General features: G+C 59.6%; 16 protein-coding genes and 1 pseudogene. 7 read left to right on the top strand and 10 right to left on the bottom strand.

What is annotated here, in order from left to right:
• Positions 1 to 26: 26 nt before the first annotated feature.
• From AC1VNY_RS04925 to AC1VNY_RS04905, 5 genes are all read right to left on the bottom strand, one after another.
• On the bottom strand, positions 27 to 875 hold the full coding sequence (locus AC1VNY_RS04925; protein WP_482404334.1) for a carbohydrate ABC transporter permease: 849 nt from the start codon (positions 873 to 875) through the stop codon (positions 27 to 29).
• The gene (locus AC1VNY_RS04920) at positions 872 to 1,846 is read right to left on the bottom strand and encodes a carbohydrate ABC transporter permease (RefSeq protein WP_482404333.1); all 975 of its coding nucleotides are present in this window, start codon (positions 1,844 to 1,846) and stop codon (positions 872 to 874) included. Before AC1VNY_RS04920 ends, AC1VNY_RS04925 begins: the two co-directional genes overlap by 4 nt.
• Positions 1,843 to 3,021, bottom strand: a complete 1,179-nt coding sequence (locus AC1VNY_RS04915; RefSeq protein WP_482404332.1) for an ABC transporter ATP-binding protein — start codon at positions 3,019 to 3,021, stop codon at positions 1,843 to 1,845. Before AC1VNY_RS04915 ends, AC1VNY_RS04920 begins: the two co-directional genes overlap by 4 nt.
• Before the next feature lie 957 nt (positions 3,022 to 3,978).
• Entirely contained in the window at positions 3,979 to 5,466 is a 1,488-nt protein-coding gene (locus AC1VNY_RS04910) for an alkaline phosphatase family protein (RefSeq protein WP_482404331.1), read from the bottom strand.
• The gene (locus AC1VNY_RS04905) at positions 5,466 to 6,611 is read right to left on the bottom strand and encodes an aminotransferase-like domain-containing protein (protein ID WP_482404330.1); all 1,146 of its coding nucleotides are present in this window, start codon (positions 6,609 to 6,611) and stop codon (positions 5,466 to 5,468) included. The genes AC1VNY_RS04910 and AC1VNY_RS04905 overlap by 1 nt, the downstream gene beginning before the upstream one ends.
• A gap of 1,641 nt (positions 6,612 to 8,252) precedes the next feature.
• On the opposite strand from AC1VNY_RS04905, the pseudogene AC1VNY_RS04900 reads away from it, so the two are divergent.
• The 3 genes and pseudogenes from AC1VNY_RS04900 (at position 8,253) to AC1VNY_RS04890 (ending at position 11,632) form a co-directional block, all read left to right on the top strand.
• Positions 8,253 to 9,450: pseudogene (locus tag AC1VNY_RS04900) on the top strand (pyridoxal phosphate-dependent aminotransferase).
• A gap of 57 nt (positions 9,451 to 9,507) precedes the next feature.
• Positions 9,508 to 10,308, top strand: coding sequence for an isocitrate lyase/phosphoenolpyruvate mutase family protein (locus AC1VNY_RS04895; RefSeq protein ID WP_482404329.1), 801 nt, complete (start codon positions 9,508 to 9,510; stop codon positions 10,306 to 10,308).
• Between the two features lie 415 nt (positions 10,309 to 10,723).
• Positions 10,724 to 11,632: a LysR family transcriptional regulator gene (locus AC1VNY_RS04890; protein WP_482404328.1), complete on the top strand. Its 909-nt coding sequence runs from the start codon at positions 10,724 to 10,726 to the stop codon at positions 11,630 to 11,632.
• A 604-nt stretch (positions 11,633 to 12,236) separates the two neighbouring features.
• Here AC1VNY_RS04890 and AC1VNY_RS04885 read toward each other — a convergent pair.
• Positions 12,237 to 13,742, bottom strand: a complete 1,506-nt coding sequence (locus tag AC1VNY_RS04885; protein WP_482404411.1) for a porin — start codon at positions 13,740 to 13,742, stop codon at positions 12,237 to 12,239.
• Between the two features lie 1,102 nt (positions 13,743 to 14,844).
• On the opposite strand from AC1VNY_RS04885, the gene AC1VNY_RS04880 reads away from it, so the two are divergent.
• The gene (locus tag AC1VNY_RS04880) at positions 14,845 to 16,638 is read left to right on the top strand and encodes a ThiF family adenylyltransferase (protein WP_482404327.1); all 1,794 of its coding nucleotides are present in this window, start codon (positions 14,845 to 14,847) and stop codon (positions 16,636 to 16,638) included.
• Positions 16,599 to 17,171: a M67 family metallopeptidase gene (locus AC1VNY_RS04875; RefSeq protein ID WP_482404326.1), complete on the top strand. Its 573-nt coding sequence runs from the start codon at positions 16,599 to 16,601 to the stop codon at positions 17,169 to 17,171. Before AC1VNY_RS04880 ends, AC1VNY_RS04875 begins: the two co-directional genes overlap by 40 nt.
• 316 nt (positions 17,172 to 17,487) lie before the next feature.
• On the opposite strand, the gene AC1VNY_RS04870 is transcribed toward AC1VNY_RS04875, so the two are convergent.
• The 4 genes from AC1VNY_RS04870 to AC1VNY_RS04855 form a co-directional block, all read right to left on the bottom strand.
• A complete protein-coding gene (locus AC1VNY_RS04870; protein WP_482404325.1) occupies positions 17,488 to 17,679 on the bottom strand; it encodes a hypothetical protein in 192 nt (63 codons plus the stop codon).
• A gap of 272 nt (positions 17,680 to 17,951) precedes the next feature.
• Complete coding sequence (locus AC1VNY_RS04865; protein ID WP_482404324.1) at positions 17,952 to 18,485, bottom strand: DUF2285 domain-containing protein; 534 nt, start codon at positions 18,483 to 18,485, stop codon at positions 17,952 to 17,954.
• A gap of 13 nt (positions 18,486 to 18,498) precedes the next feature.
• Positions 18,499 to 18,738 carry a transcriptional regulator domain-containing protein gene (locus tag AC1VNY_RS04860; RefSeq protein WP_482404323.1) on the bottom strand — a complete coding sequence of 80 codons (240 nt, stop codon included), beginning with the start codon at positions 18,736 to 18,738 and terminating at the stop codon, positions 18,499 to 18,501.
• Between the two features lie 178 nt (positions 18,739 to 18,916).
• Entirely contained in the window at positions 18,917 to 19,195 is a 279-nt protein-coding gene (locus AC1VNY_RS04855; RefSeq protein ID WP_482404322.1) for a DNA -binding domain-containing protein, read from the bottom strand.
• Positions 19,196 to 19,452: 257 nt separating this feature from the next.
• On the opposite strand from AC1VNY_RS04855, the gene AC1VNY_RS04850 reads away from it, so the two are divergent.
• Together AC1VNY_RS04850 and AC1VNY_RS04845 are read left to right on the top strand one after the other, a co-directional pair.
• Positions 19,453 to 19,677, top strand: a complete 225-nt coding sequence (locus tag AC1VNY_RS04850; RefSeq protein WP_482404321.1) for a helix-turn-helix domain-containing protein — start codon at positions 19,453 to 19,455, stop codon at positions 19,675 to 19,677.
• Between the two features lie 650 nt (positions 19,678 to 20,327).
• Positions 20,328 to 21,527 carry a pyridoxal phosphate-dependent aminotransferase gene (locus AC1VNY_RS04845; protein WP_482404320.1) on the top strand — a complete coding sequence of 400 codons (1,200 nt, stop codon included), beginning with the start codon at positions 20,328 to 20,330 and terminating at the stop codon, positions 21,525 to 21,527.
• Positions 21,528 to 21,560 lie beyond the last annotated feature (33 nt).

The raw sequence follows: 21,560 nt of genomic DNA, 5'->3' as shown, positions 1-21,560 counted from the left end.
TCGGCGGCTTCCGATAAGTTTTTCTGTTATTTGATTGCCCCTTTCGCCAAGCCTTCAACGAACCAGCGCTGTGCGGCGAGGAAGGCGACGACAAGAGGCAGAACGACGAGCGTTGCTGCGGCCATGAGCGGGCCGTAGTCGGTGCCGGCCTCCTCGCTCTTGAAGGCCATGATGCCGAGCGGCGGCGGCATCAGTGATTGGTCGCGCACCGCGATCAGCGGCCAGAACAAATCGTTCCAGCGTGAGACAATCGAGAAGGTTGCGAAAGCGATCACGGCGGGCAGCGCCATTGGCACCATGATTTTCCACACGATTGCGATTTCGGAGAGACCGTCGAGCCGCGCGGCGTGGACCACGTCATCAGGAATGGACTTAAAGAATTGCCGGAACAGGAAGATGCCGAATGGCGAGACGACATAGGGCAAGACCAGCGCCGCATAGGTGTTGAGGACGCCAAGCTGATAAGCCAGGATGAACAGCGGCAGCGAAAGCACCTGATGCGGCAGGAGAAGGCCGATCAGCACCAGGCCGAAGAGCCCACCACGGCCGGCAAAGTGGAGTTTGGCGAGCGCGTAGGCGCACGGGGCACAGACAAGGATTTGCAGTGCCAGGATCAATGCGCAGACCATGAAACCGTTGCCGAGGTAGCGCGGCAGCGGCGCCTGGGTCAGCGCCCTTGTGTAGTTCTCGACCCCATAGAACTGGACCGGAAGGAAGGAAAAGCTGGTCCGGAAGATCTCGCCCGGCGGCTTGATTGACAGCGACACCATCCAGACGAAAGGGACCAAGATGAGCGTCCCGGTAGCGAGCAGAACGGCATGCCGGAAGACTGTGGCCGGCGACAACCGGCAGGTGCGAACCGCTCTGGTGCTCATTGGTAGTGCACCTTCCTATCCATGATGCGGGTCTGAACGAGGGTGAGGGTCACGACGATGGCCAGAAAGACGACGGCGATTGCCGCGCCATATCCGGTGCGCAAATACTCGAAACTCTCTCGATACAGCGTGTAAAGCAGCATTTCGGAGGCGTGCCCCGGGCCGCCTTTGGTAAGCACTTTTACGGTGTCGAAGGTCTCGAATGCCCGCAGCGCCACAACGATGACAACGAACATCGAAACCGGGCCGAGCATCGGCAACGTGACGGTGCGCAGGCGGTCCAGCCAAAGATCAGCCCCGTCGACGTCGGCCGCATCGTAGATGTCCTGGGGGATGCTTTTGAGGCCCGCGAGGAATAGCACCATTGCAAAGCCGAGATTCTGCCATATGCCTATCGCGGCGAGCGCCGGCAGCACGGTGTGCTCGTCGCGCAGCCAGTTCGCGGCCGGCAGGCCGATGGCAGACAACGTCTGGTTGACGAGACCGATCGTCGGATGCAGCAGCGCCTCCCAGGCGATCGCCATGGCCGACATCGTCGCCATAAAGGGCAGAAAGTGAATGGCGCGGTACAGAGAGCGGCAGGAGTTGCCGCTTTCGATCAGGAGCGCGATCAGAAGACCGAGGACAACAGTGCCCGGCACGACGATCAAAACGTAGATGACGGTGTTCAGAAGCGAAGTCCTAAATCCTTCCTCGGCGAAGACTTGGCGGAAGTTGGCGAGGCCCACGAAGGAGAGCGTCGGCGCGCCGAACTGCCAATCCGTGAACGCGATGACGAAGACGCCGATCACCGGCAGGCAGAATAGGACGAGCAGAAAGAAGACTGCCGGCCCGGCCAGGGTCCATGCCGCGAGCGCTTCGCTAAGGGCACGCCTGGGCGCCCGGGAGGCGGACGGGGATCGAAATGTTTGCGCCCCACATTCCGAAGGCAATTCGCCGGAAATGCCAGAAATAGCACGTGGCCAGTTCATCGAGCAGCCTCCCGCAGCGGCGTGACCGATGGCCGGCCGGGTTCCGCTTCCCAGCGCAATCGCCGTCCATCGCGGGTAAAGAGAAGCACCCGGTCGGGCCTGACGCCGACATGCAAGGTCTGGCCCGGGGCGATACGAGGCGCGCATTCGGCCGCAAACCTGGCGACCAAAGGCTGCTCGAGGCCCGCCAGATCGAGATGGACGAAGAGATCGGACCCCATATGCTCGATCATGCGGACCGAACCTGTCAGCGCGCCCTGCCCACCCTGGTCGGCCAGATGAAGAGCCTCCGGGCGGATTCCGAGGGTGAGATGCATGCCTGGGAGTGCAGCGGCTTCGATCTTAAGTGTCGATCCGGCCACATCGATCAGGCCGCGGTCGCGCGTCACGCCGTCGAGTATATTGATCTTGGGCGAGCCGATGAATTCTGCGACCCGCCGATCGTTCGGATCGCTATAGATGTCCTGCGGCGGAGCGACCTGCAGCAACTCGCCGTCGAGCATCACCGCGACCCGGTCCGACAGCGTCATGGCCTCGGCCTGATCATGGGTGACGTAGACGAAGGTTACCCCGAGCCTCTGGTGCAGCTCCCTGATTTCGGCGCGCATCTGCACACGCAGCTTGGCGTCGAGGTTGGACAGCGGCTCGTCCATGAGAAAAACAGCCGGATGGCGCACCATTGCCCGGCCAACCGCCACGCGCTGGCGCTGGCCACCGGAGAGCTGCCCCGGTTTGCGGGTCAGCAAGTGGCCGATGCCGAGGGAGTTGGCGGTCCGGGTGATTTCCACGTCGATCTCGGCAGCGATCCGCGCCCTTCCTGGAAGCAGGCGGCCGACAAGAGGAAGCCTCTGGATGGCCGTGAGCCGCCGCATCCGGAGCGGCAGCGCAATGTTGGAGGCGACCGTCATATGGGGATAGAGGGCGTAGGACTGGAACACCATCGCTACGTCCCGCCGGTTCGGCCTGAGGCCGTCCACCACCCGCCCGCCGATCAAGATCGAACCTGCATCCTGGACCTCGAGCCCTGCCAGGACACGTAACAGCGTTGACTTCCCACACCCCGAGGGTCCCAGTAGCGTCAGGAACTCACCGTCCGCTATCGACAGTGAAACATCACGCAAGATGGGCGTCCGGCCGTATTTCTTAACAATTCTATCAATCAACACGGATGCCATTGCCGTTACCCCCATATCAGGAAAGCGTTGCTGAGCACGGCAATGAGATCGCCTACCCCGTTTGGACGTGTTCGCTGTTACGCGGGACCTTTAAGGATCGGACCGCTACAGCCGGATGACGACCATCGAATTATTCGATGTGAAGATGCGCATGCGCGATGACGTCTAGCCGAAACGGAATGTGTCGTAGGAGCAGCGCCCAAAGCGATGAACGCCTTGATGGAGATTGGGAACGAACAAGGCGCAACTCGTATGAGGCCTTGGAACCGGCAGTTCCGTCGGCCAGATCTGGCGGCGGTGGAAATCCATCTCGGCCAAATGCTGTCCGAACGCGCGACCGCAATTGCGAACTCACCGTAAGTCGGCCGACGCATCGTCGCCCTCGCCGAGCGAGGCAAAGCGATCCTGTTTACCCGGCATTGCACGCATCCGCGCGACAAGACGGAAGCGAGCCGCACCCCCGTGCAGACCTCTCACAACCGCTTTCTGAACTCGTTTCAAACCTAAAGGCGCACGCCAAGTGGCGATGAGCCGTGATCAAGATTGTCCATGCACTCGCGGCCTGCTCAGCCTCGGCACGCTGATCACGCGCCGGCCGTTACCGTCGGACGCTTCAGGCCCTTGGGATCTCTATGATGACAACCGGTCCGCGTCTCCGCTACAATGCGCCGCCGGTTCGGACTTACCGTGCTACGCCCGATCTAACCGCCAACGGCAACTTGCAGGCCAGCCCCGCTTCCAGCATCGCTGCGTAGCACGATGATGAAGACCGGCGGCATCCGGGACATCACGCTTCCTGGCGCGTACGACAATGAGAGGAATACACTGACTTCAATCGAGGTCCATCCTGAGGATGGCGCCTTGGCGTAAGCGCTGCCAGCACCACAAGGGCACTCTTGCCCGTCCCTGCTCTTCCTCCTACCGATCGCTTGGGCGTTGAGCCTGCGGCCAAGCCGTTCAAAAAAAGGAACTCCAGCCACCGGCAAGGTAGCAGGCTTCGCCGACGTACTCGCGCCGGAGCACCTGCGTGTAGCCTCCGAGATGCGCCTCGAAGCTCTCTTCGCGTACGGGAATATCGAGGGCCTCGGACGGCCGCAGCAGTTCATGGAGGACCCGTCCGCTCATCGTCTGCGGTGAGTCCATGCCGAGCAGATAGAGAACTGTCGGCGCGATATCGCAAATCCCGGACGTCAAGAAAGATGTGCAACCGATGTTCGGAAACACGGATCCTGCGATCAGGCCCAATGCTGCGAGCTCCTTTGGATGGAGTCCGCCGTGAAGGCCAAGACCGGCCCGGCGGTCATTGTCGTAGAAGGTGCCCCCTACGAGGCCGAACGGGTCAACGGTATCGTCGGCGCGGAAGGAAAACGCGACGTCCGGCGCGCGGGGATGATCCGCAAAGACGAGGCGGTTTGAGAGGCTTCCGGCGGCGATGCCGTTGATGTCGTCCTTTGCACGCGTGAACACCGGCCCGCACCATGGCTCGGATGTAATGGCGGCAACCAGCCGGGCGACGTTCGCCTGATCCGGATCGGTAAGATAGAGCGCGCCGACCTGGCCTGGCACCACGACCGCATCGACATCGGGAGAAGGCGCGGTGCCGGGGCGAATGCCGGCCGCACGCAGGCTATCGGCGACTGAGATACGCGTGTGACCGGTGATATGGCCGTGGTCCGAGATCGCGAAAATCTGAACCCCAGCCCGCTTTCCCTCGGCCTCCCACCAGTCAAGCACACGGCCGAACTGCCGGTCGCAATGAGCGATGATGGAGCGCGTCGCCTCGGCCCCCGTGCCGTGGAAATGCGAGGTGACGTCCGGCTCGCCATAGGAAAGGATCGTCACGTCGGGACGATACTTCGGCCAAACAACATCCAGAAAGGCAGACGTAATCCAGTCCTGTCCGGAGCGGTCCGGCTCGATTTTGGGCGGAGCTGGAGGTAACGGACCGACACGAGTTTCGATTTCGGTGAGCACATCGCCTGGCGTACAGGCCTCGCGAAAATGACCGGATAGACGAACATGACCGAAATGCTCGGCCTTGTGGTGGAAGAGCTGGGTCGTACCGGGCGTATTGGTGGCGAGGACAGCGAGGCTCCGCCCGTTCGCCGCCAAGATCTCGCCGAGCGATGGCGCCGAATAAAGCCGGCCGCCGCTCTCGACATCGATCTGGCGGAGCAGAAGCGCATCGGAAGTGTCGATGTAGCGCGGCGGGGTCACGGCGCGGTCGACGTATTTGTTACCGACCATGCCGTGCCGGTCCGTCGTGGTGCCGGTGACAAGGCTCGGGAACGCCGCTCGGGTCTCGCTCGGATAGATGGTGCGATGGTTCGCAAGGGTCACCCCGGCTGCCTTCAGCCGCCAAAGATGTGGGGTCAATTCCGGGCCGATCAGGTCCGGGCGCAAACCATCAAAGCTCGCGAAAATGAAACGAAGATCGCTATGCATCAATGAACGCCTGACAGAGCCCCTGGATTGCGCGCAGTTTGGAGCAAAGCTCCCACCACAGCCATCGCCATCTGCAACTCGTCGCGGCTCTTTGGGCTGCCGATGACAAGACGGACATGGTTCGAAGAGGACTTCGGATCAGTTGCAAAAATCCGCCCCGGCCGGATCGTCACATGCCTTGAAGCGCATTGTGCAACCAGTTCGTCTTGGTCGATGATTCCCTTGAGATTGACCCACAGAAAAAGTGCATCTCGCCGGGTCCAAAAAGGGATACCGGAGAGCCATTTCGCGGCAATCCTCTGTCTTGCGATCGCTTCTTCTCTGACGCCGGCCACGATCTTCTCCATCGAACCATTGGCGAGCCAGAAGTTCACCAGCTCGACAGAGAATGAGGCGGGAAACCAGGTCGACATGCCATGGAAGCGGTCTAGCGTTGTTTGCGCCGCCTTGCGATCAGGCGCCACGAGGTAGCCGACCCGAACACCAGGGCCGACGCATTTGGCGAAACTTGTGATGTGCCATGTCATGTCGGACGCCAGCGCTCCAAAGGGCGCTGGAACCCCCTCTGGCAGCAGTCCGTACACATCGTCTTCGATGATGCTCACTCCATATTGCCTTGCGATTCGAGTGATCTGCTGCCGTCGCTCGAGCGACATGACGATCGTCGTCGGGTTGTGGACGGTCGGCATCAGAAAAAGTGCTTTGGGCGCGAACCTTCGGCATGCGGCCTCGAACGCCTCTGGTTCGGCGCCATCGTCATCCATAGTTATGGTTTCGGTCCGTATGCCCTGAAGGTGCGCATGTTTGCGAAAACCGTAGTAGGTGAGTGCTTCCGTCAAGATCGTATCGCCCGGTGCCGCGACGGACGCCAGGGCAAGGACCATCGCGTTCTGGGCACCATTGGTCAGGATGATCCGTTCGGGGTCCACAGGCGTTTCGAACCGCGAGGCCAGCCACGTCGCCGCATACGCTTTGTCCGCCTCCGTTCCAGAGAACCGATGCGTTCTCACTCCGTTTTGGATATCCATTGAGTCACTGAGCGCGCGCAGGCCCTCTCTGACTGCATCTTTCAAGTTCGGAGAAGCCGGTGGAGTTGACCGCTCAAGGCTAATAGGCACCTTTCGGGTTTGACTATCTTCAGACATGGCTTTGTCCCCTCGTTTGTGATTGGGTCTGTCGTGATGCGACGCTGAACGGATAGCGCCGCGCAGTGCTTCCGCGAACGCGCCGAGAATAGTTGCCAACGAACAACATCGTCCGAGACCATCCTGCTGACCCACGACGAAGGTGTTTGCAGATATCCTCGCTCGTCGAGCCGTGGCCAACGTGGAACCAACGAGAACCCCAGACATCGCGATCCGGCGCGATTTCCTCAACAAGGGCGCTCGCATCCACGGTCCGCGAGCGCTTCGCCAGCACGTTGGAGCGTGGCCGGACCCACGCTGGACATATCCTTTCACGGCGCTGAAAAGCACCGCCGCCAGCCTCACATCGTGTGACAAGGAACCGTGTGACCACAAACAAGGAGGCCGGCCTGAGCTCAGGCAGGATGAGGTTTGTCGTCGATATCGCGACGTTGCCCGCTGACATCAGGGCGTCACGACCCGAGATCGGCATCTAAAGGGCAGCGCCAACCAGGCAGTTGAACGAATGCTGTCAACAAGTTCGGATCCCAAGACGGTCCTCCCTATCGTGATGAAGATTCGCGGCGCACAGAGGCCGAGATCGCCTCTGTCGTTTCGGCGACGGATGGCCGGAACCTTCAAGACCCGGACTGCTACAGTTGGATGACGTTCATCGAGGAATTCGATGTAACCAGCGCAATCTGAGATCGATGTTCCAGCCGGAAGGAACTGCCGCCCGATGCGGGGACGCCCTCGTAGAGATCGCACGCGAAACGAGCGCGCCGCGCGCCACGAATAATACCCATCTCGCGTCGTAGAACTCACCCAGCTCGAGGCTGATCACGCGCGCTTGACAGTGCTCCTCTAACTCCGCCGGTCCCTCACCGGCCAACGGCTGATTTCTGCAAACGATCCTGTCGGTTGTTTCGCGTATGTGCCGGTTCGATGGACTGAGAGGCGAGCGGACTCGTTCTCCGCACCTGGTTCACGATCCTTACCAGCATGTTTGCCGTTCAAGATCTTCGGTCACTCGCGTCGAAGTGGAGCTGTGATCACCGCACGCGCTCACCATGCTACACCCGGCTGGCCACCCCCTCGACGCGCCAATCACGTGCGAGCCTTCGCCGCAACCCTTCGGGGCCGTTGGAGCATCTATGATGTAATGGACATCGGCTCTGTTGGGCGCAGCGCAATATGTCACCACCCGCCCGAACAGCACTGTGCCCCGCGGCGCGTCGTTGCGCCCGCCTCCCGCGCACATGTCCTAGGCGCCGTAAAACATGCAGGGCGAGGACATCTTGCCAGCGTGGGCGACGGCACAACGATCTGTCACCTGATGATGATTATCACTCCAATTATCGCTTTGCGACAAGTTCATCTCCCGTGCGCTTCCGCGCCCTGCTGCAGGCATGTGGAAAGCAAGCGGTTTCGAGTGCCGAGCCAAGCGGCCGATCGGTGCGCGCTATACTCAATCTCGGCGACGCCTCCTCCGCTGCCCGTGGAAGCCGCGCGCAGAAGCGGCATGTCCGGCGGATGCGGCGATTAACTATCGCCATTTTCGATTACTTCATGCGAAAACAGGATGGCTCGATTGGTTAGGCCGCTTGAGAGCGAGTAGGTAGCTCAAAGATTTCCTCTTTCCAAGCTTGCAGGTTCTCGATCTTGCCTCTTGTTGCAGAACGCCTCCGCGCCGTCCAGCCCTCTGAAACCAAAGCCATGACAGCTCGCGCGGCCGAACTGCGCGATCCGGGCGTCGATGTGATAACGCTCAGTCAAGGCGAACCGGATTTCGATACGCCGGCCGCCATTTGCACAGCCGGCATCCAGGCTATCCACGACCGGCGGACGAAGTACACAGAGGTCGCCGGGATCAAACCGTTGCGCCAGGCGATCCGCGAGAGCTTCGGCCGTGATCACGGGCTCGATTACGGCTTGGATCAGATTACGGTGGGCTGCGGCGCCAAGCAGGTTGTGTTTAACGCGCTCTTCGCCAGCCTCGATCCGGGCGACGAGGTTGTAATCCCGACACCGTGCTGGGTCTCTATCCCGATATGGTGGCACTCGCCGGCGGCAAACCGGTTCTCGTCGCCTGCGATGAACTCCATGGCTTCGAGCTGCGTGGCGAGGCGCTGGAGGCTGCGATCACGCCGCACACCTAGTGGTTGACGCTAAATTCGCCGTGCAATCAGCGGGCGCAATCTACAGCCGAAGTGAATTGCTTGCACTCGCCGTGGTGCTGCGCCGGCACGCACATATCCATGTGCTGTCGGACGACATTTATGAAAAGCTCGTCTATGACGCCGATTTTGCCACCATGGCCGCCGCCGCGCCCGACCTCTACGAGCGCACCGTGACCGTCAATGGCGTGTCCAAGGCCGACGCAATGACCGGCTGGCGTGTTGGTTACGGCGCGGGGCCCCATGCCCTGATCAAGGCCATGAATCTTATCCAGGGCCAGACATCGTCGCACACCAGCTCGATTTCGCAGTACGCCGCCATCGAAGCCCTGTCTGGCGGCCGGCACCATATCGATGAATTCGCGCGCGCCTTTTTGGAGCGCCGGGACCTCGTGGTTAGCAAGCTGAACCAGGCCGAAGGCCTTTCGTGCCGCGTGCCGGATGGAGCCTTCTACGTTTTCCCTTCATGCGCAGGCGTCATCGGCAAGCGCACACCGGGCGGCAAGGTGATCGAGACCGACACCGATTTTGCCATGTATTTGCTCGATGCGTTCGCCGTGGCCGTCGTGCCCGGCAGCGGTTTTATGTCATCGCCCTATATCCGCATTTCATATGCCTCCTCGCTCGAGGACCTCATCCGCGCTTGCGACCGCATCATCGCCGTCTGCGCGGCCCTGTCCTGAAAGATCCTGCCGATGTCCCCCGCCAAACGTCTCCGCGTCCGCATGTCCGAGACCAGGTTGCTCCAGATCATGGCTGCTCATAGCCCAATTTCAGCGATCCTCGCGGAAGAAGCTGGATTTGATGGCCTGTGGGCCTCCGGCTTTGAGCTGTCAGCGCTTTACGGCCTGGCGGACATGAGTCTGATTTCGATGACGCAACATCTGGAGGTGCTGCGGGCGATCACTCGGAGCACGATGCTGTTAATCATCGCCGACATCGACACAGGCTATGGGAATGCGATCAATGTCATCCATGCCATCAAGGAATACGAACGTGCCGGCGCCAGCGCCGTGGTCATCGAAGATAAAACCTTTCCAAAGGTCACGAGCCTTGTTGTCGAAGGGCGGCAGGAATTAACGCGCATTGAGGAATTCCAGGGCAAGATCGAGGCTGCCATCGCGACAAGACGAGATCCGGATTTTCTCGTCATCGCCCGCACCGAAGCCTTGATCGCAGGGCTTGGCGAAGCGGAAGCCCTGCATCGGGCGAAGGCCTATGTGGAGGCAGGCGCCGACCTGATCCTGATCCACTCAAAAAAGAAGGATCCATCCGAGATCGAAAGCTTTTCACGGGCCTGGACCGGATCGGTGCCCCTGGTGATCGTGCCGAATGCCTACCCGGATCTCGACGCCGAACGGGTCAATGCGCTACGCAACGTCCGCATGATGATCTATGGCAATTTCGGCATCCGCGCCTCCGCAACTGCCATGCAGGATACTTTCCGCCGGATCATTGCTGACGGCGGCGTCCAGAATCGTCCACAAGGACATTCTGCCGGTGGAGGAGATTTTCAGGCTCCAGAAGATGCGCGAGCTTAAGGCGGCTGAAGCTCGCTTCCTTCGCTGAACGACGCGATCAGGAACGCCGGTAGTTACCCGGATCTTCGGACGATACTGCGGCGCCCGAGCCCTCGCTCATGCGCTATCCTGCCGCTCTTGGGAGCAATTTGAGTAAAGGGCTTTGTCCTTCAGAAGGCCGCGTTCCGTCGACTGCGAGAACAGTGACCGCGCCGTCCTTCCCAACCGGCGCCAGTAAAAAAGCCGACGACGATCCCTAGCGAGCCGCGAGTTCGATCGTACGCACCGTACCAATGGTACGATTTACGCGCGACGTGGCGTTGATAAGCAGTAATCCGGCTAGACTCATCGGATAATGTGATGGGGCATGCGTCATTTTGTTTGCAGAGCCGGCCACGGCAACGAGCGGACATTTCAGGAGCGACCGGAGCAGAAGATGGCTGTCGAGAACGATGACGTGCCCCTCAACGCGATCCGCGTGTTTGTGACCATCGCCCGGGAAGGAAGCGTAACGCGCGCAGCCAGCACATTGGGAACAACGCAGAGCTCGGTCAGCCGTTACCTAGCCGTGCTCCAGGAGTACCTCGGTACAGATCTCGTGGAGCGGCGGGGCCGGCGGAACGACTTGACGGAATTCGGAAGGCTTTTTGTGAACACCGTTGCCGAACCGCTTGATACAGTGTGTTTCACCGCGAAAAGAATGCGGCGGCGGACTCAGGCAGACGGCAACCGGATTGTGGTCCGCACCTCACTTTCCACCTTCGCTCACTCCTTTCTGATTCCAAATCTTTCGGCGTTCTCAGCCGAGATGGGCGGCGTCATCGTGGACGTGATCAGCTCACTGTCTCCGCCGACATCCTCCGACAATTTCGACATCTTGATCACCCGCGATCTTTCCGTCATTGAACCGGCCGACGATTGGGAAATCTATAATGAGGCAGTCGTGTGCGTGGGCTCTCCAGATCACGTCGCGGGAAGAGCACTCTCAATTGTTCGTTCGATGCCGATTCTTAACATCACATCCCGGCCCGACATACTGCCCACATGGTTACGAGCGATGAACCTGTCCGCCAAGGATATCAAGTCGGGGGCGAGATATGATCACAACTATCTTGCCCTGCCGGCGGTCATAACGGGAAAATGCCTTCTGGTAACGCCTGAAATCCTTGTCGGCGATCTTGTGCGGGGGGGCGTTTTGCAAGTCATACCAGGATCGCGTACTCCCAGTGGCATGCGATATCGGGCCTATGCGGTCGATCGCAGTGACAACCTTGAAATCGCCCGCGCGTTTTGCCGGTGGCTAGCTCGGCTCTGTAAGAAGGCCGCAATTTTGGAAGGAGGCTAACGTCGCATGGGGTTTATGACGGAGGACGGCGGCATCAATTGTCCACGGCGAGGTCGCATCCAAGAATAGCAGATCCACTCGCGCTTGCGACAATTGCCGGCACGCGATGTCGGGTCCGGTCGACACCTATCGGCTGGCAGGCGTGCAACGTTGGCTAGGGAGAGCCCCGTCCAGCACCCGATGCGAACGAAGTGGGGGCAGCCGATGTTCCAGGCGACCACCAATTCGATTGGATGCGCGGTGGACATTAATGTTTCACGCTGCGAAGGGCTGCCGCGGCGCCTGGTATCGACGCTGCTTGCAATCTGCCGCCAGAGGACGGCGCAATCAGACTTGTGAACTTTGGCGGATCTGCGCGCGCCAATGCGGGCGGCATCGATGGATGCCCAGCTTTAACCACTCGTTCTGGAGGTGCTTCGTGCTGAAAGCGAACGCGCGGACGGATTGCCCGAAACACGCAAGCTGATGTCGAACAACCACCGACGCGCGCGCGTCGGTGGCCTTCCTAGGAGATTTTAGCACCGAGCTAGCCGCCAGACCGAGGTAGGCCGCCTCGTTACCTCGCGAGCCATTCGGGAGGATGTCCCCCTTCGAAGGGACTACCTCACCAATTGCGCTGAATGCGCAGCAGCATGCTGACCGCGTTCTGGTTCTTGAGTTCATATACTGCAGCCGGCTTGGCGACTGCCGCGGCCGCGGGCACCGAAATAGTGCCGGAGTATTTCTGATCGAGGAACGTGGCGAACAGATCCGCGGAGAACGTCAGGTTTCTTACCGGCGTCCAGCGCGTGATCGTGCCGACCGCCGCGATGTTGAAGTCCGGGTTGCAAACACTCGTCAACCCGAGTGCGGCCATGCCAGCGCTACTGCAAATCTGAGCCTTGGCCGCATCGGTGTAGCGGACAGCAGCCCACCCGCCGTAAACCGCGGTGTTCCAATAGGGATCCCAGTTATGAATGTAGCCACCGTTGAATCCGTACGTCGTGGTCAGCTGAAGAGCTGTGCCAGTTGCCGCCGTCGTGCCGGAATAGATGGCATCAGAAACGCCAGCGATGCCGAGGCTCTGATACGCATCAGCTCGGCCGGTGCCGCCGTACATCGCCCACCCGGCTGGGATGTTTTCCTGGATGCTAAAGCTGCTTGCACCCTTGGTGTAAGCGCCCTGCAAATTGATAGAGTCACCCGCGCCAGTCGGGATATTCTTGATCGATAGCGCCAGCTGACCGGCCCAGCCCCACTTGTCGTCGGCGTGCCCGGTAACTTCGGACCCACCGTAGTACGCGGCATGGTTGTCGTGCGCCGCGGCCGATGCCTGGAAGAGACCCCACGCCTGATCGATCCGCATCATGCCGACAATGTCAGGAGCCACAGTGCCGCCGTAACTCTGCGATCCGTAGGCACCCGTCACGATACCAGCGGCCGTGGCATTGGTCGTGTTCCAGATATTGGTCTGGTAATAGGCAGTTGGATCCTGCGCAGAAATCGTTGCGGTGACGCCCTGACCGAAGTCAGCGGTATAGCTAAACTGGTTGACACCCGAGGCATCGCCGCCGCCTCCCGGGAGACCGTCGAAGAAGTTGTTGGCCGGGTAGTTGGTCCAGGGAGCGCTGAATTGGGAGATCGCCTTTCCCATCGTGAAGCCTGCGAACTGGATAAAGGCGTACCAGATGCTGAGAGTGCCAAGCCCGACGCCATCACCCGAATACGATGTCGCGCCCGTTCCGGCCGCACTCGTCGAGCCCGTCTTCCAGGTAAAGTTCCCTTCAAAGAAGGTGCGGACCACGCCATATTCGCTTGGTGTGCGCGTGTCGATGCTGAGGTCTGCGCGAGAGCGAGCGGTGTAGGCATTGCTTAGACGGTTGTGCGCCGCGCCGACACTGGAAACGGGATTCAGGACAAAACTATTGCTGCCCAGCATCACGTCGGCGCGCAGAAAACCACCCAGCTTGATGCAGGTGTCGGTGCCCGGGATGTAATAGAATCCGGCACCATACGTGGAGCACACCTTCACGTACTCGATCGCTTTGGCTTTGACGGGAAAATCGGCCGCCTGTGCCCCGCCCGAGGCGATCAGGCTGGCCGCCGAAGCCAGCACAACCAATTTAATGATCGTGTTCGAATAGCGCGGACACTCGTAAGAGTTCGGCTCAATCGCAACAGAGCATAGCTGGCTCTCGGCCACTCTGGTCAACAGGCCCCGACGTCCTTCACGACGGCCGTCCAACGATCGGAAGGATAATATTGAATAGCGGCGTGTCTCATCCGATCTTAGTCCGAAGATTTGTTTCAGCACCGAAGTCCTCCACTCAAAAGCACGCAAACATAGACCCCTATGTTTTTGACGTAGGAAGAGAGAAGTCGTTGATGTCTGTGCGAGGGCGTAAGATCTCTGCGTGGCTAACGAGCGAGAGGCCCGCTCTCATCTCCACCATCTACACGGTCGACTCAGACGACTATCGATCAGGGTGCTTGCAATCCGATAAGGACGAATAGCGCTGGCCGTCCATTCAGGCTGCGCAAGGCCGCAACGATGTAAGCCAACGCACTTAGCTGGAAATGCCATGCCCTATCCTTAAGGCCAGACCCCGTTTCTGCGGCCGCAATATCGTTGGGGAGCAAAAGGCCGGTGACAAGCATCAAGGAATGTGATGGACCATTCTCATTTGGCGATTGATTTGTTCGAACGGCTCTACCGGTCCGCTTAGTGCCACGTCGTCGCCGCCACCTGATAACGACGCACGAACTTTGGCACCCAATCCACGATATCCGTTCGCCGGCGTTCGTAGCGTGAGAGGAATGTTGTTGGTGGGCTCGCGTTGGCAAACTCGATTGCCAGCGAACCGTCGAATCCTAGAGTCAAGGCTACAATTCTGTTCGCAACGTACAGAATGCGCCTTTCATTCCGTCGGTGTATTCGTAATGCAATCTTTCTGTCCGTAGCGGACCAACGATTTTTCTCTGCTTTCTCCAGCGGCATTGTCCGTATTTTTGATTTGCGTTAGGGGAAAATGATGCGGCCGGTTTTGCGAACGATACGGCGCACTCAGAGTGATCAGTTAAGCGAAGCAAAGAAGGAATCTGCCATGGCTAAGCCGCCACACCCACCGCATCCCGACCATCCAGACGTGCCGCCCGGGCCTCCGAGCGAGACGCCGGGCAAGGGTCCGCCGCGCCCCAGCACGCCGCCTACACATCGTCCCGTGGGCTAAGTTTTGCGTAAGCACAACCGCCCCGATGCCGACCAGGATTGGTGGACGCTCTGGCCGGAGGTGTTCAATACCGAACTCGCGGCTTTCGCACGGCTCGGAATTACACCACGAACTGTTCACAAGGCAAACGGGGTCCTAATCCTGGAAGCGGACTGGCCGATACACGGCCAGTCCTCACCTATGCTGTTGCGCATCGGATATTCCCCGCTACATCCTTTCTTTCGCCCCGCGGTGGCAGCGCCGAATGAAAGCTTCGAGCGCCATCAGAACCCTTTCAGCCGCGAGCTGTGCCTGTTGGCGCAGGAGCTGGGCCAATGGGATTCGAATCAGCTTGTCGCGGATTTCATCCGGGAGCAGCTGGATCAGCTTCTGCGCGTCCTTGCCGCTAGAAAAGATGGGCGTTGGGATGATGCAGCCGATCTCGAAGAGCGAGCTGCTGATCCGTTGATGGCGCATTTCGCCGGCGCTGCCGAAGAGGACTCCATCATCCTTATTGACGGTCAAGCGCCGCTCCCCTCCGGCCAACATGGTCTGATTGAGGTGGCCTGCACCGGTCGCCCCACCAGGAGGAACGGCGCCGCCTTCGAAGGCGTCATGCGGCAGCTGAAAACCAGCACCGGCGCCGCGATAGGTAAACATTTTGGGTTTCCGGGCGAGTCCGAAGATGCTCCGGTGATTACCGGGCGATGGGTGAAGTTTACACCACCAGCAACCGCGGATGGCGGAGAACTGCTCCGCCTTGCCGAAGAAGAACTTGCGCGACACGCAGTATTGCAGCCGGCCAGCGTGCAGAAGGTCAATGAAACCGCGCGTGGTCCCTTTTCCATCACCGGCATCGCGTTCCCGGAGGAATCAGAATATGGCCCGCAGAAAAACGGCGCGGGGTGGCTATTTCTGGCGACAAGGCGTGCCCTCGCGGACGAAAGAGCTGGCGTCGCCGAAACAAGGCTCATCCGCGGAGAACGCGCCGGAAAGGACGATATGTTTTCGCGGTTACCCGTCGCAAGGTCTCTTACAACGAAAAGGATTCTTGTCATTGGCTGCGGCGCGATCGGAAGTTTCGCGAGCCTCGAACTGGCTCGCGCTGGCGCCGGCGAGATTGCGCTTCTGGATTTCGACACGGTCCAGCCCGGCAACAGCCTGCGCTGGCCGCTGGGCCGTACCGTCTGGGGAAGTGGCAAGACATCAGCTCTCGCGAACTTCATTGCGTCGAACTATCCATGGACAATTGCCCGGGTTGCTGAGGGACGCCTCGGTACGGCCGTTACCGAACCGGTCAACATTCCCCGCCATCTGCACAACGTTCTTACACCGGTATTTGATGAACTGCGATCCGCGGACGTTGTGGTCGACGCCTCAGCTTCACCAGAAGTACACCTTGCGCTATCCCACTACTGTCGGCGATTTCGGGTGCCGTACGTGATGGGTTATGCGACACTCGGCGTAGCGGGCGGCGTGGTCGCGAGATTCCTTTCGGACTCCGAAGCTTGCTTCGTGTGCCTCCAGGAGCACTGGAAGGACAAGCTCATACCAGAGCCGCGTGTCGATGATGCCGGCGTCATTATCCCGGTCGGCTGCAATGCCCCTACGTTTACGGGCGGTGGCTTTGACCTGCAGGAGATATCTCTGGAAATCGTGCGCACAGTCGTGGGACTGCTCTCGGAGGGGAATTACGATCCTGGCCGTTGGGACCTGGCCGTACTGACGCTCAAGGACGGCGGAGGAGCACGGATGCTGCCTCATTGGAAGGGATTTCAATGCCCGCCGCATCCCCAATGCTGCGGAGCCGGACGGTGATCGTCTGGCTCTCCTCACACGTGCTGCGGCTAATGTGCTCCTACGCACGAGAGCTATCCCCACTTGAGAATGGCGGCATCCTTCTTGGATGGCGATCCGGCGAGGACCACGTCGTCGTCGATTTGCGCGGCCCGGGCCCGCGCGCCCTTCATGGGCGGCATCGCTTCATCCCGGATCACGCCTGGCAGGCGTGTGAAATCAATCGCGCGTTCAAAGAAAGCTTCGGTGACCTCGACTATCTTGGAGACTGGCATTCGCATCCCGACGGGATTGCCGAAATGAGTGATCTCGACTCGGCCACGCTCTTGCGAATGGCCAGACAGGTGAAGGCACCGCTGATGCTAATCGTTGCCGGTAGCGGAGCGGATTGGTCGCCCCAGTGCTGGAAAGGACAGCTTGCGGGTCCGCTCATTTGGCGTCGATTGGTAGCAACGCCGCAGGAGCTCAGGTTCTTTGACTCACCCGCCGCCTGGCCGGGCGCTAGCACAGTGCGTTCCGCATCTCCAGCGATCAGCCAACCTAAGACCTCTTAGAACTAACGATGTAGTGCGTGGCTCGTGCTTGGTCAGGACCGAAGTGATTCAGCTGAGCAGCCACACTTTCGGATCCAAGTAGTCATTCTGCCCTGATGTCGACCGAGTTGCTTCTGGCGAGCTCCTCCAAGCGCGACAGGCAGTTCACTACGATGGTCCTTGTATCCACGTACAAAGGGCGCGGCATGCTCGAGCGCAGTCTCGGGATGACACCATCGCTGGCGTGGGGGCGCAGCTCGCATCGTACCGGGCCGCAACCAAGCCATGGAGCGGTTTTGCTCTCGGTTGCAGTCATGCCTGTTGATCGAATTTGCTTTCACGCGCTGCGCTTGCACCCGACCACCAGGTATTCGAGCCCGCTGAATGCCCAAAGGCCGTCCCGTCTTTGGCCATCGTGTTTTCGACGGCTGCGATCTGAAGCTAACGTATAATTCTGATCGAGCATTGCAGGAACTTGGTGCTGCTCGTTCGCCTCGGCCAGCGCCAGCGCGTTCACCCAGAGCATCATGTCCTTCTCGAGGGAGCGATATCGCCGCGGCGGTGATCTGGCTCGTGGCCACTCCCTTCCCTCCAGCGGGTCCTAGGGCGATAGCAAATCGCTCGTAAAGCGCAGACAGCCTTAGCGATCGCAGCGCTTGGTCTTTGGTCGTATGCGTCGGGCGTGTCCCGCACTCACCCCAAACAATTCGGTAACGAAATGGACCGCTTTGGATTTGAAGCTCTTCATGGATTCTCCAGATGGGAGGTTCTCGTCTGGTTTCGAGCCGATCAGCGAAGAGCTCAGGGGGCGTCGTACTTGTCTTTACCGTTGTGACGGAGCAGTGCGCGATAGCCGCCGCGCATGAGACGCAGCCCCATCTGAACCAAGCGAATGGTCTGGCTGCGCAGATCGTGTGTTTTCCAGCCTCGATCGGGAATGCGAGCTATGCCAAACAGACTTTGTGCGATTTTGCGATAGCTGTTTCCCTCCAGCCACCCATCCACTGCACGCATCGCGAGGATGAGCCGATGCCGGGTCGTAATCGGTAAAGCAAGAGGGGGGCGTCCGAGGGGCCGCTGTTCGAGCGCCTGCCAAAATCGATGTGCTGCCCGCAAACGAATATCGAAATTGCGGTCGAGCGGCAGGTCGACGGCAATCAATGAGCCGCTCGGTGGAAGCTCTCTTAGCCAAAGACGATGCTTCGCGCCTCCGAGCCGCACGATGGCATGCCATCCATCTGGCGCATGACGAAGCTCGCTGCCCGCGAGTTTGGCGATATTCAGGTCGTACCGTTTGGATGCCGCCGAGCCGATGGTCGCGCGGACGGCTAGCACGGTCGACAGCGCCTCAGGCGCCCAGAAAATGGCTTGCTCGTCGTACGTCTTTTGCGGGTCGGCTGCGAAAAGACAACCCCCACTTCTCTTGGAAGTGATCCGCCGTAGCGCTGGATCGTTCGCTGCTGACCAGCTTTCCATAGTCTCTCTGGTACTCGTGAATGCGGCGTAGCCACTCCCAGGCTATCTCCTCAGTCTCTGCTTTCTTGACGTCAGGATATGCGTCCTCTGATCTCCAGTCGGCATCCGGCATCGTACTATCTTCCCTGTGTTCTTAACGCACATGCAAGGAATTGCAGCCCGACAAATGTGACGATTTCTGGTTGCGCTAAGGAACTTATTCATCGTTGATGCAGTCACGCGATGGAACGATCTACTTTTGCGATTGGACCTCAACAAGAAGTCTCGTCTGTTCCAAATGCATTCAGTCTTCACTCGTCACTCTTCGGCCAACCGCGGCGAAGGAGCTCGCGATAGCCGTGACGTGCCACCCACTTGGCGCGAGCAAGATGACTGTCGAAAGTACTGCGCGCGCGTTCCGGCTCAAGGGCGGGATCAATACCAAGCACAATGCGCGCGACTTCGCGCCAGTCAGCGTTATCGGTTTCGGCATCGAGGAGACGCATATAGATAACGGCTTGTTGCTCGTCGTACGGCGTGAGTTGGGGCGCATCGGGCGCCAAATCTGCGATCTTGGGATCAGACGGCACGGTCTGAAACTCCTACCAAGTTGATAAAAGTCGACCTAGCGATGGCAGTGGTATTCAAAGGCTCATCGTAGCGAGCCGATTGTCGCACTGGATTATCCGGAGCAGAATCAGCGACGACAGGATCAAGTGGCGGGATCTGCATGATCTTACAATGCGCAGGAGATTGACCGCAGTTTCCGTTCACAACGGTGCATGGAACGGCGTTTTGTCAAGTATATCGAGGTGCAATATACTGAGCAAGCGGCATCCTTTCCCGCATGGACTTGCGGGAGACTTTCGCCACCAACTTGCGTCGTCTGCGCAATGCGAGGGGATGGTCCCAAGACGAGCTTGCCTTCGAGGCCAATATAAGCCGGGGCTATTTGAGCCAGCTTGAAAAAGGCGAGTACTACGTCAGCATAAAAATCATCGGCCGCCTTGCCGACAAGCTCGACGTTGAGCCCAATGAGTTCCTGAAACGACCTACAAAGAGGTCGCGCTAGCTACACACAGACCGATACCTGCCTTACTTCCAATCCATTGTTTCTGGTCTCTTCCGTAGCTCTTGGAAGCTGGTCTAAGTGATCCGTGAAACGATTGACGAGATTTTAGGTCACCCGTCTCCGCTGAACGAGATCGGCTTCTGGTATTGACGTTAGCGCGAGTCGTCTCGCGGTCGCGGATCAATTCTTGGATGATGAACGCTAAGAGGTTTCGGCGAAATCCGAATCCAAGTTAGGCGCGCTAGCAACTTTCTCATTGACATAGGATCGCTTAAGGTTTCGCTCAGCCGGGCTGTCGGCAAAATGCGAGATGAAGCCTCGCCACCCCGATCTCTGCGGCCAAATATTTTGGGGCGGCGATACTCCGTCCCGAACGCTGTCTTGGGACGAACCTCGACTCCGGGTCGAGTGGCCATCGGTCATAGTTGCAGCCGCGAATCCCACATCTTCAACAGAACACGAACTCGAAATCCGGACGCGGGTAGGCTGCGCCGACGACCTGCTACAACTTGGCGGAGGTTCTACGAAGGCAAATAATCGCAACTTTAGATTATTTCATTCAAAAACACGATGACTAGATTGGTTAGCGTGCCTGAGGGCGGTTAGAGATTGTTCCAACATTTGTTTCGAACTTCGCAGGTGTTTCGAATTTGTCTCTCGTTGCAGAACGGCTCAAGCTTGTCCGCCCCTCTGAAACCAAGGCCATGACAGCGCGCGCGGCCGAGCTGCGCGACCGGGGTTTCGATGTGATCACGCTAAGTCAGGGCGAGCCGGACTTCGAAACACCGACCGCGGTCCGCGACGCCGGTATCCAGGCAATCCGCGACGGGAAGACGAAATACACGCCGGTCGCCGGCATCAAGCCGCTGCGTGAGGCGATCCGGAAGAGCCTGGATCGCGATCACGAGCTCGCTTACGGGATCGACCAGATTACGGTTGGTTGTGGGGCCAAGCAGGTCATCTTCAACGCTCTCTTCGCTAGCCTCGACGCAGGCGACGAGGTGGTGATCCCGACACCGTGCTGGGTCTCCTATCCCGATATGGTAGAGCTCGCCGGCGGCAAGCCGGTTCTCGTCGCCTGCGATGAACTCCATGGGTTCAAGCTGCGTCCCGAGGCATTGGAAGCAGCGATCACGCCTCGCACCAAATGGCTGATGCTGAACTCGCCCTGCAATCCGACGGGTGCGGTTTACAGCCGAAGCGAGCTATTGGCGCTCGCCATGGTACTGCGCCGCCATGCCCGTGTTCACGTGCTGTCCGACGACATCTATGAAAAACTCATCTACAACGTCGACTTCGCCACAATGGCAGCGGTAGCACCAGATCTCTACGACCGCACACTGACGGTCAACGGTGTATCCAAGGCCGACGCAATGACCGGCTGGCGCGTCGGTTATGGCGCAGGGCCACTGCCGCTGATCAAGGCCATGAACCTGATTCAGAGCCAGACGTCTTCGCACACCAGCTCGATTTCACAATATGCCGCGATCGAGGCGCTGTCCGGCGGACGGAAGCATATCGATGAATTTGCGAACGCCTTCCTGCACCGTCGCGATCTTGTCGTTGCCAAGCTGAACCAGGCCCAGGGACTTTCGTGCCAGGTGCCGGACGGCGCCTTCTACGTATTCCCTTCCTGCGCAGGTGTCATCGGCAAGCGCACACCGAATCGCAAGGTCATCGAAACCGACACCGATTTCGCGACGTATTTGCTCGATGCCTCCGCCGTGGCCGTTGTACCCGGCAGCGGCTTCATGGCTTCGCCGTACATCCGTATTTCCTACGCTTCGTCGCTCGCGGACCTCACCCGAGCTTGCGACCGCATCATCGCCGCCTGCGCCACCCTATCCTGAAGGATCTCCCGGTGTCCCCTGCCAAACGCCTGC

It is taken from the genome of Bradyrhizobium ferriligni (genome assembly GCF_056837965.1).
This window is presented reverse-complemented; position numbering and strand designations above follow the sequence as displayed.

Coding starts and splice junctions, on each gene's coding strand:
- AC1VNY_RS04920 (WP_482404333.1), bottom strand. CDS start 1,846: ATGAACTGGCCACGTGCTATTTCTGGCATTTCCGGCGAATTGCCTTCG.
- AC1VNY_RS04870 (WP_482404325.1), bottom strand. CDS start 17,679: ATGATGCTCTGGGTGAACGCGCTGGCGCTGGCCGAGGCGAACGAGCAG.
- AC1VNY_RS04915 (WP_482404332.1), bottom strand. CDS start 3,021: ATGGCATCCGTGTTGATTGATAGAATTGTTAAGAAATACGGCCGGACG.
- AC1VNY_RS04925 (WP_482404334.1), bottom strand. CDS start 875: ATGAGCACCAGAGCGGTTCGCACCTGCCGGTTGTCGCCGGCCACAGTC.
- AC1VNY_RS04905 (WP_482404330.1), bottom strand. CDS start 6,611: ATGTCTGAAGATAGTCAAACCCGAAAGGTGCCTATTAGCCTTGAGCGG.
- AC1VNY_RS04910 (WP_482404331.1), bottom strand. CDS start 5,466: ATGCATAGCGATCTTCGTTTCATTTTCGCGAGCTTTGATGGTTTGCGC.
- AC1VNY_RS04860 (WP_482404323.1), bottom strand. CDS start 18,738: ATGCCGGATGCCGACTGGAGATCAGAGGACGCATATCCTGACGTCAAG.
- AC1VNY_RS04875 (WP_482404326.1), top strand. CDS start 16,599: ATGCCCGCCGCATCCCCAATGCTGCGGAGCCGGACGGTGATCGTCTGG.
- AC1VNY_RS04850 (WP_482404321.1), top strand. CDS start 19,453: ATGGACTTGCGGGAGACTTTCGCCACCAACTTGCGTCGTCTGCGCAAT.
- AC1VNY_RS04890 (WP_482404328.1), top strand. CDS start 10,724: ATGGCTGTCGAGAACGATGACGTGCCCCTCAACGCGATCCGCGTGTTT.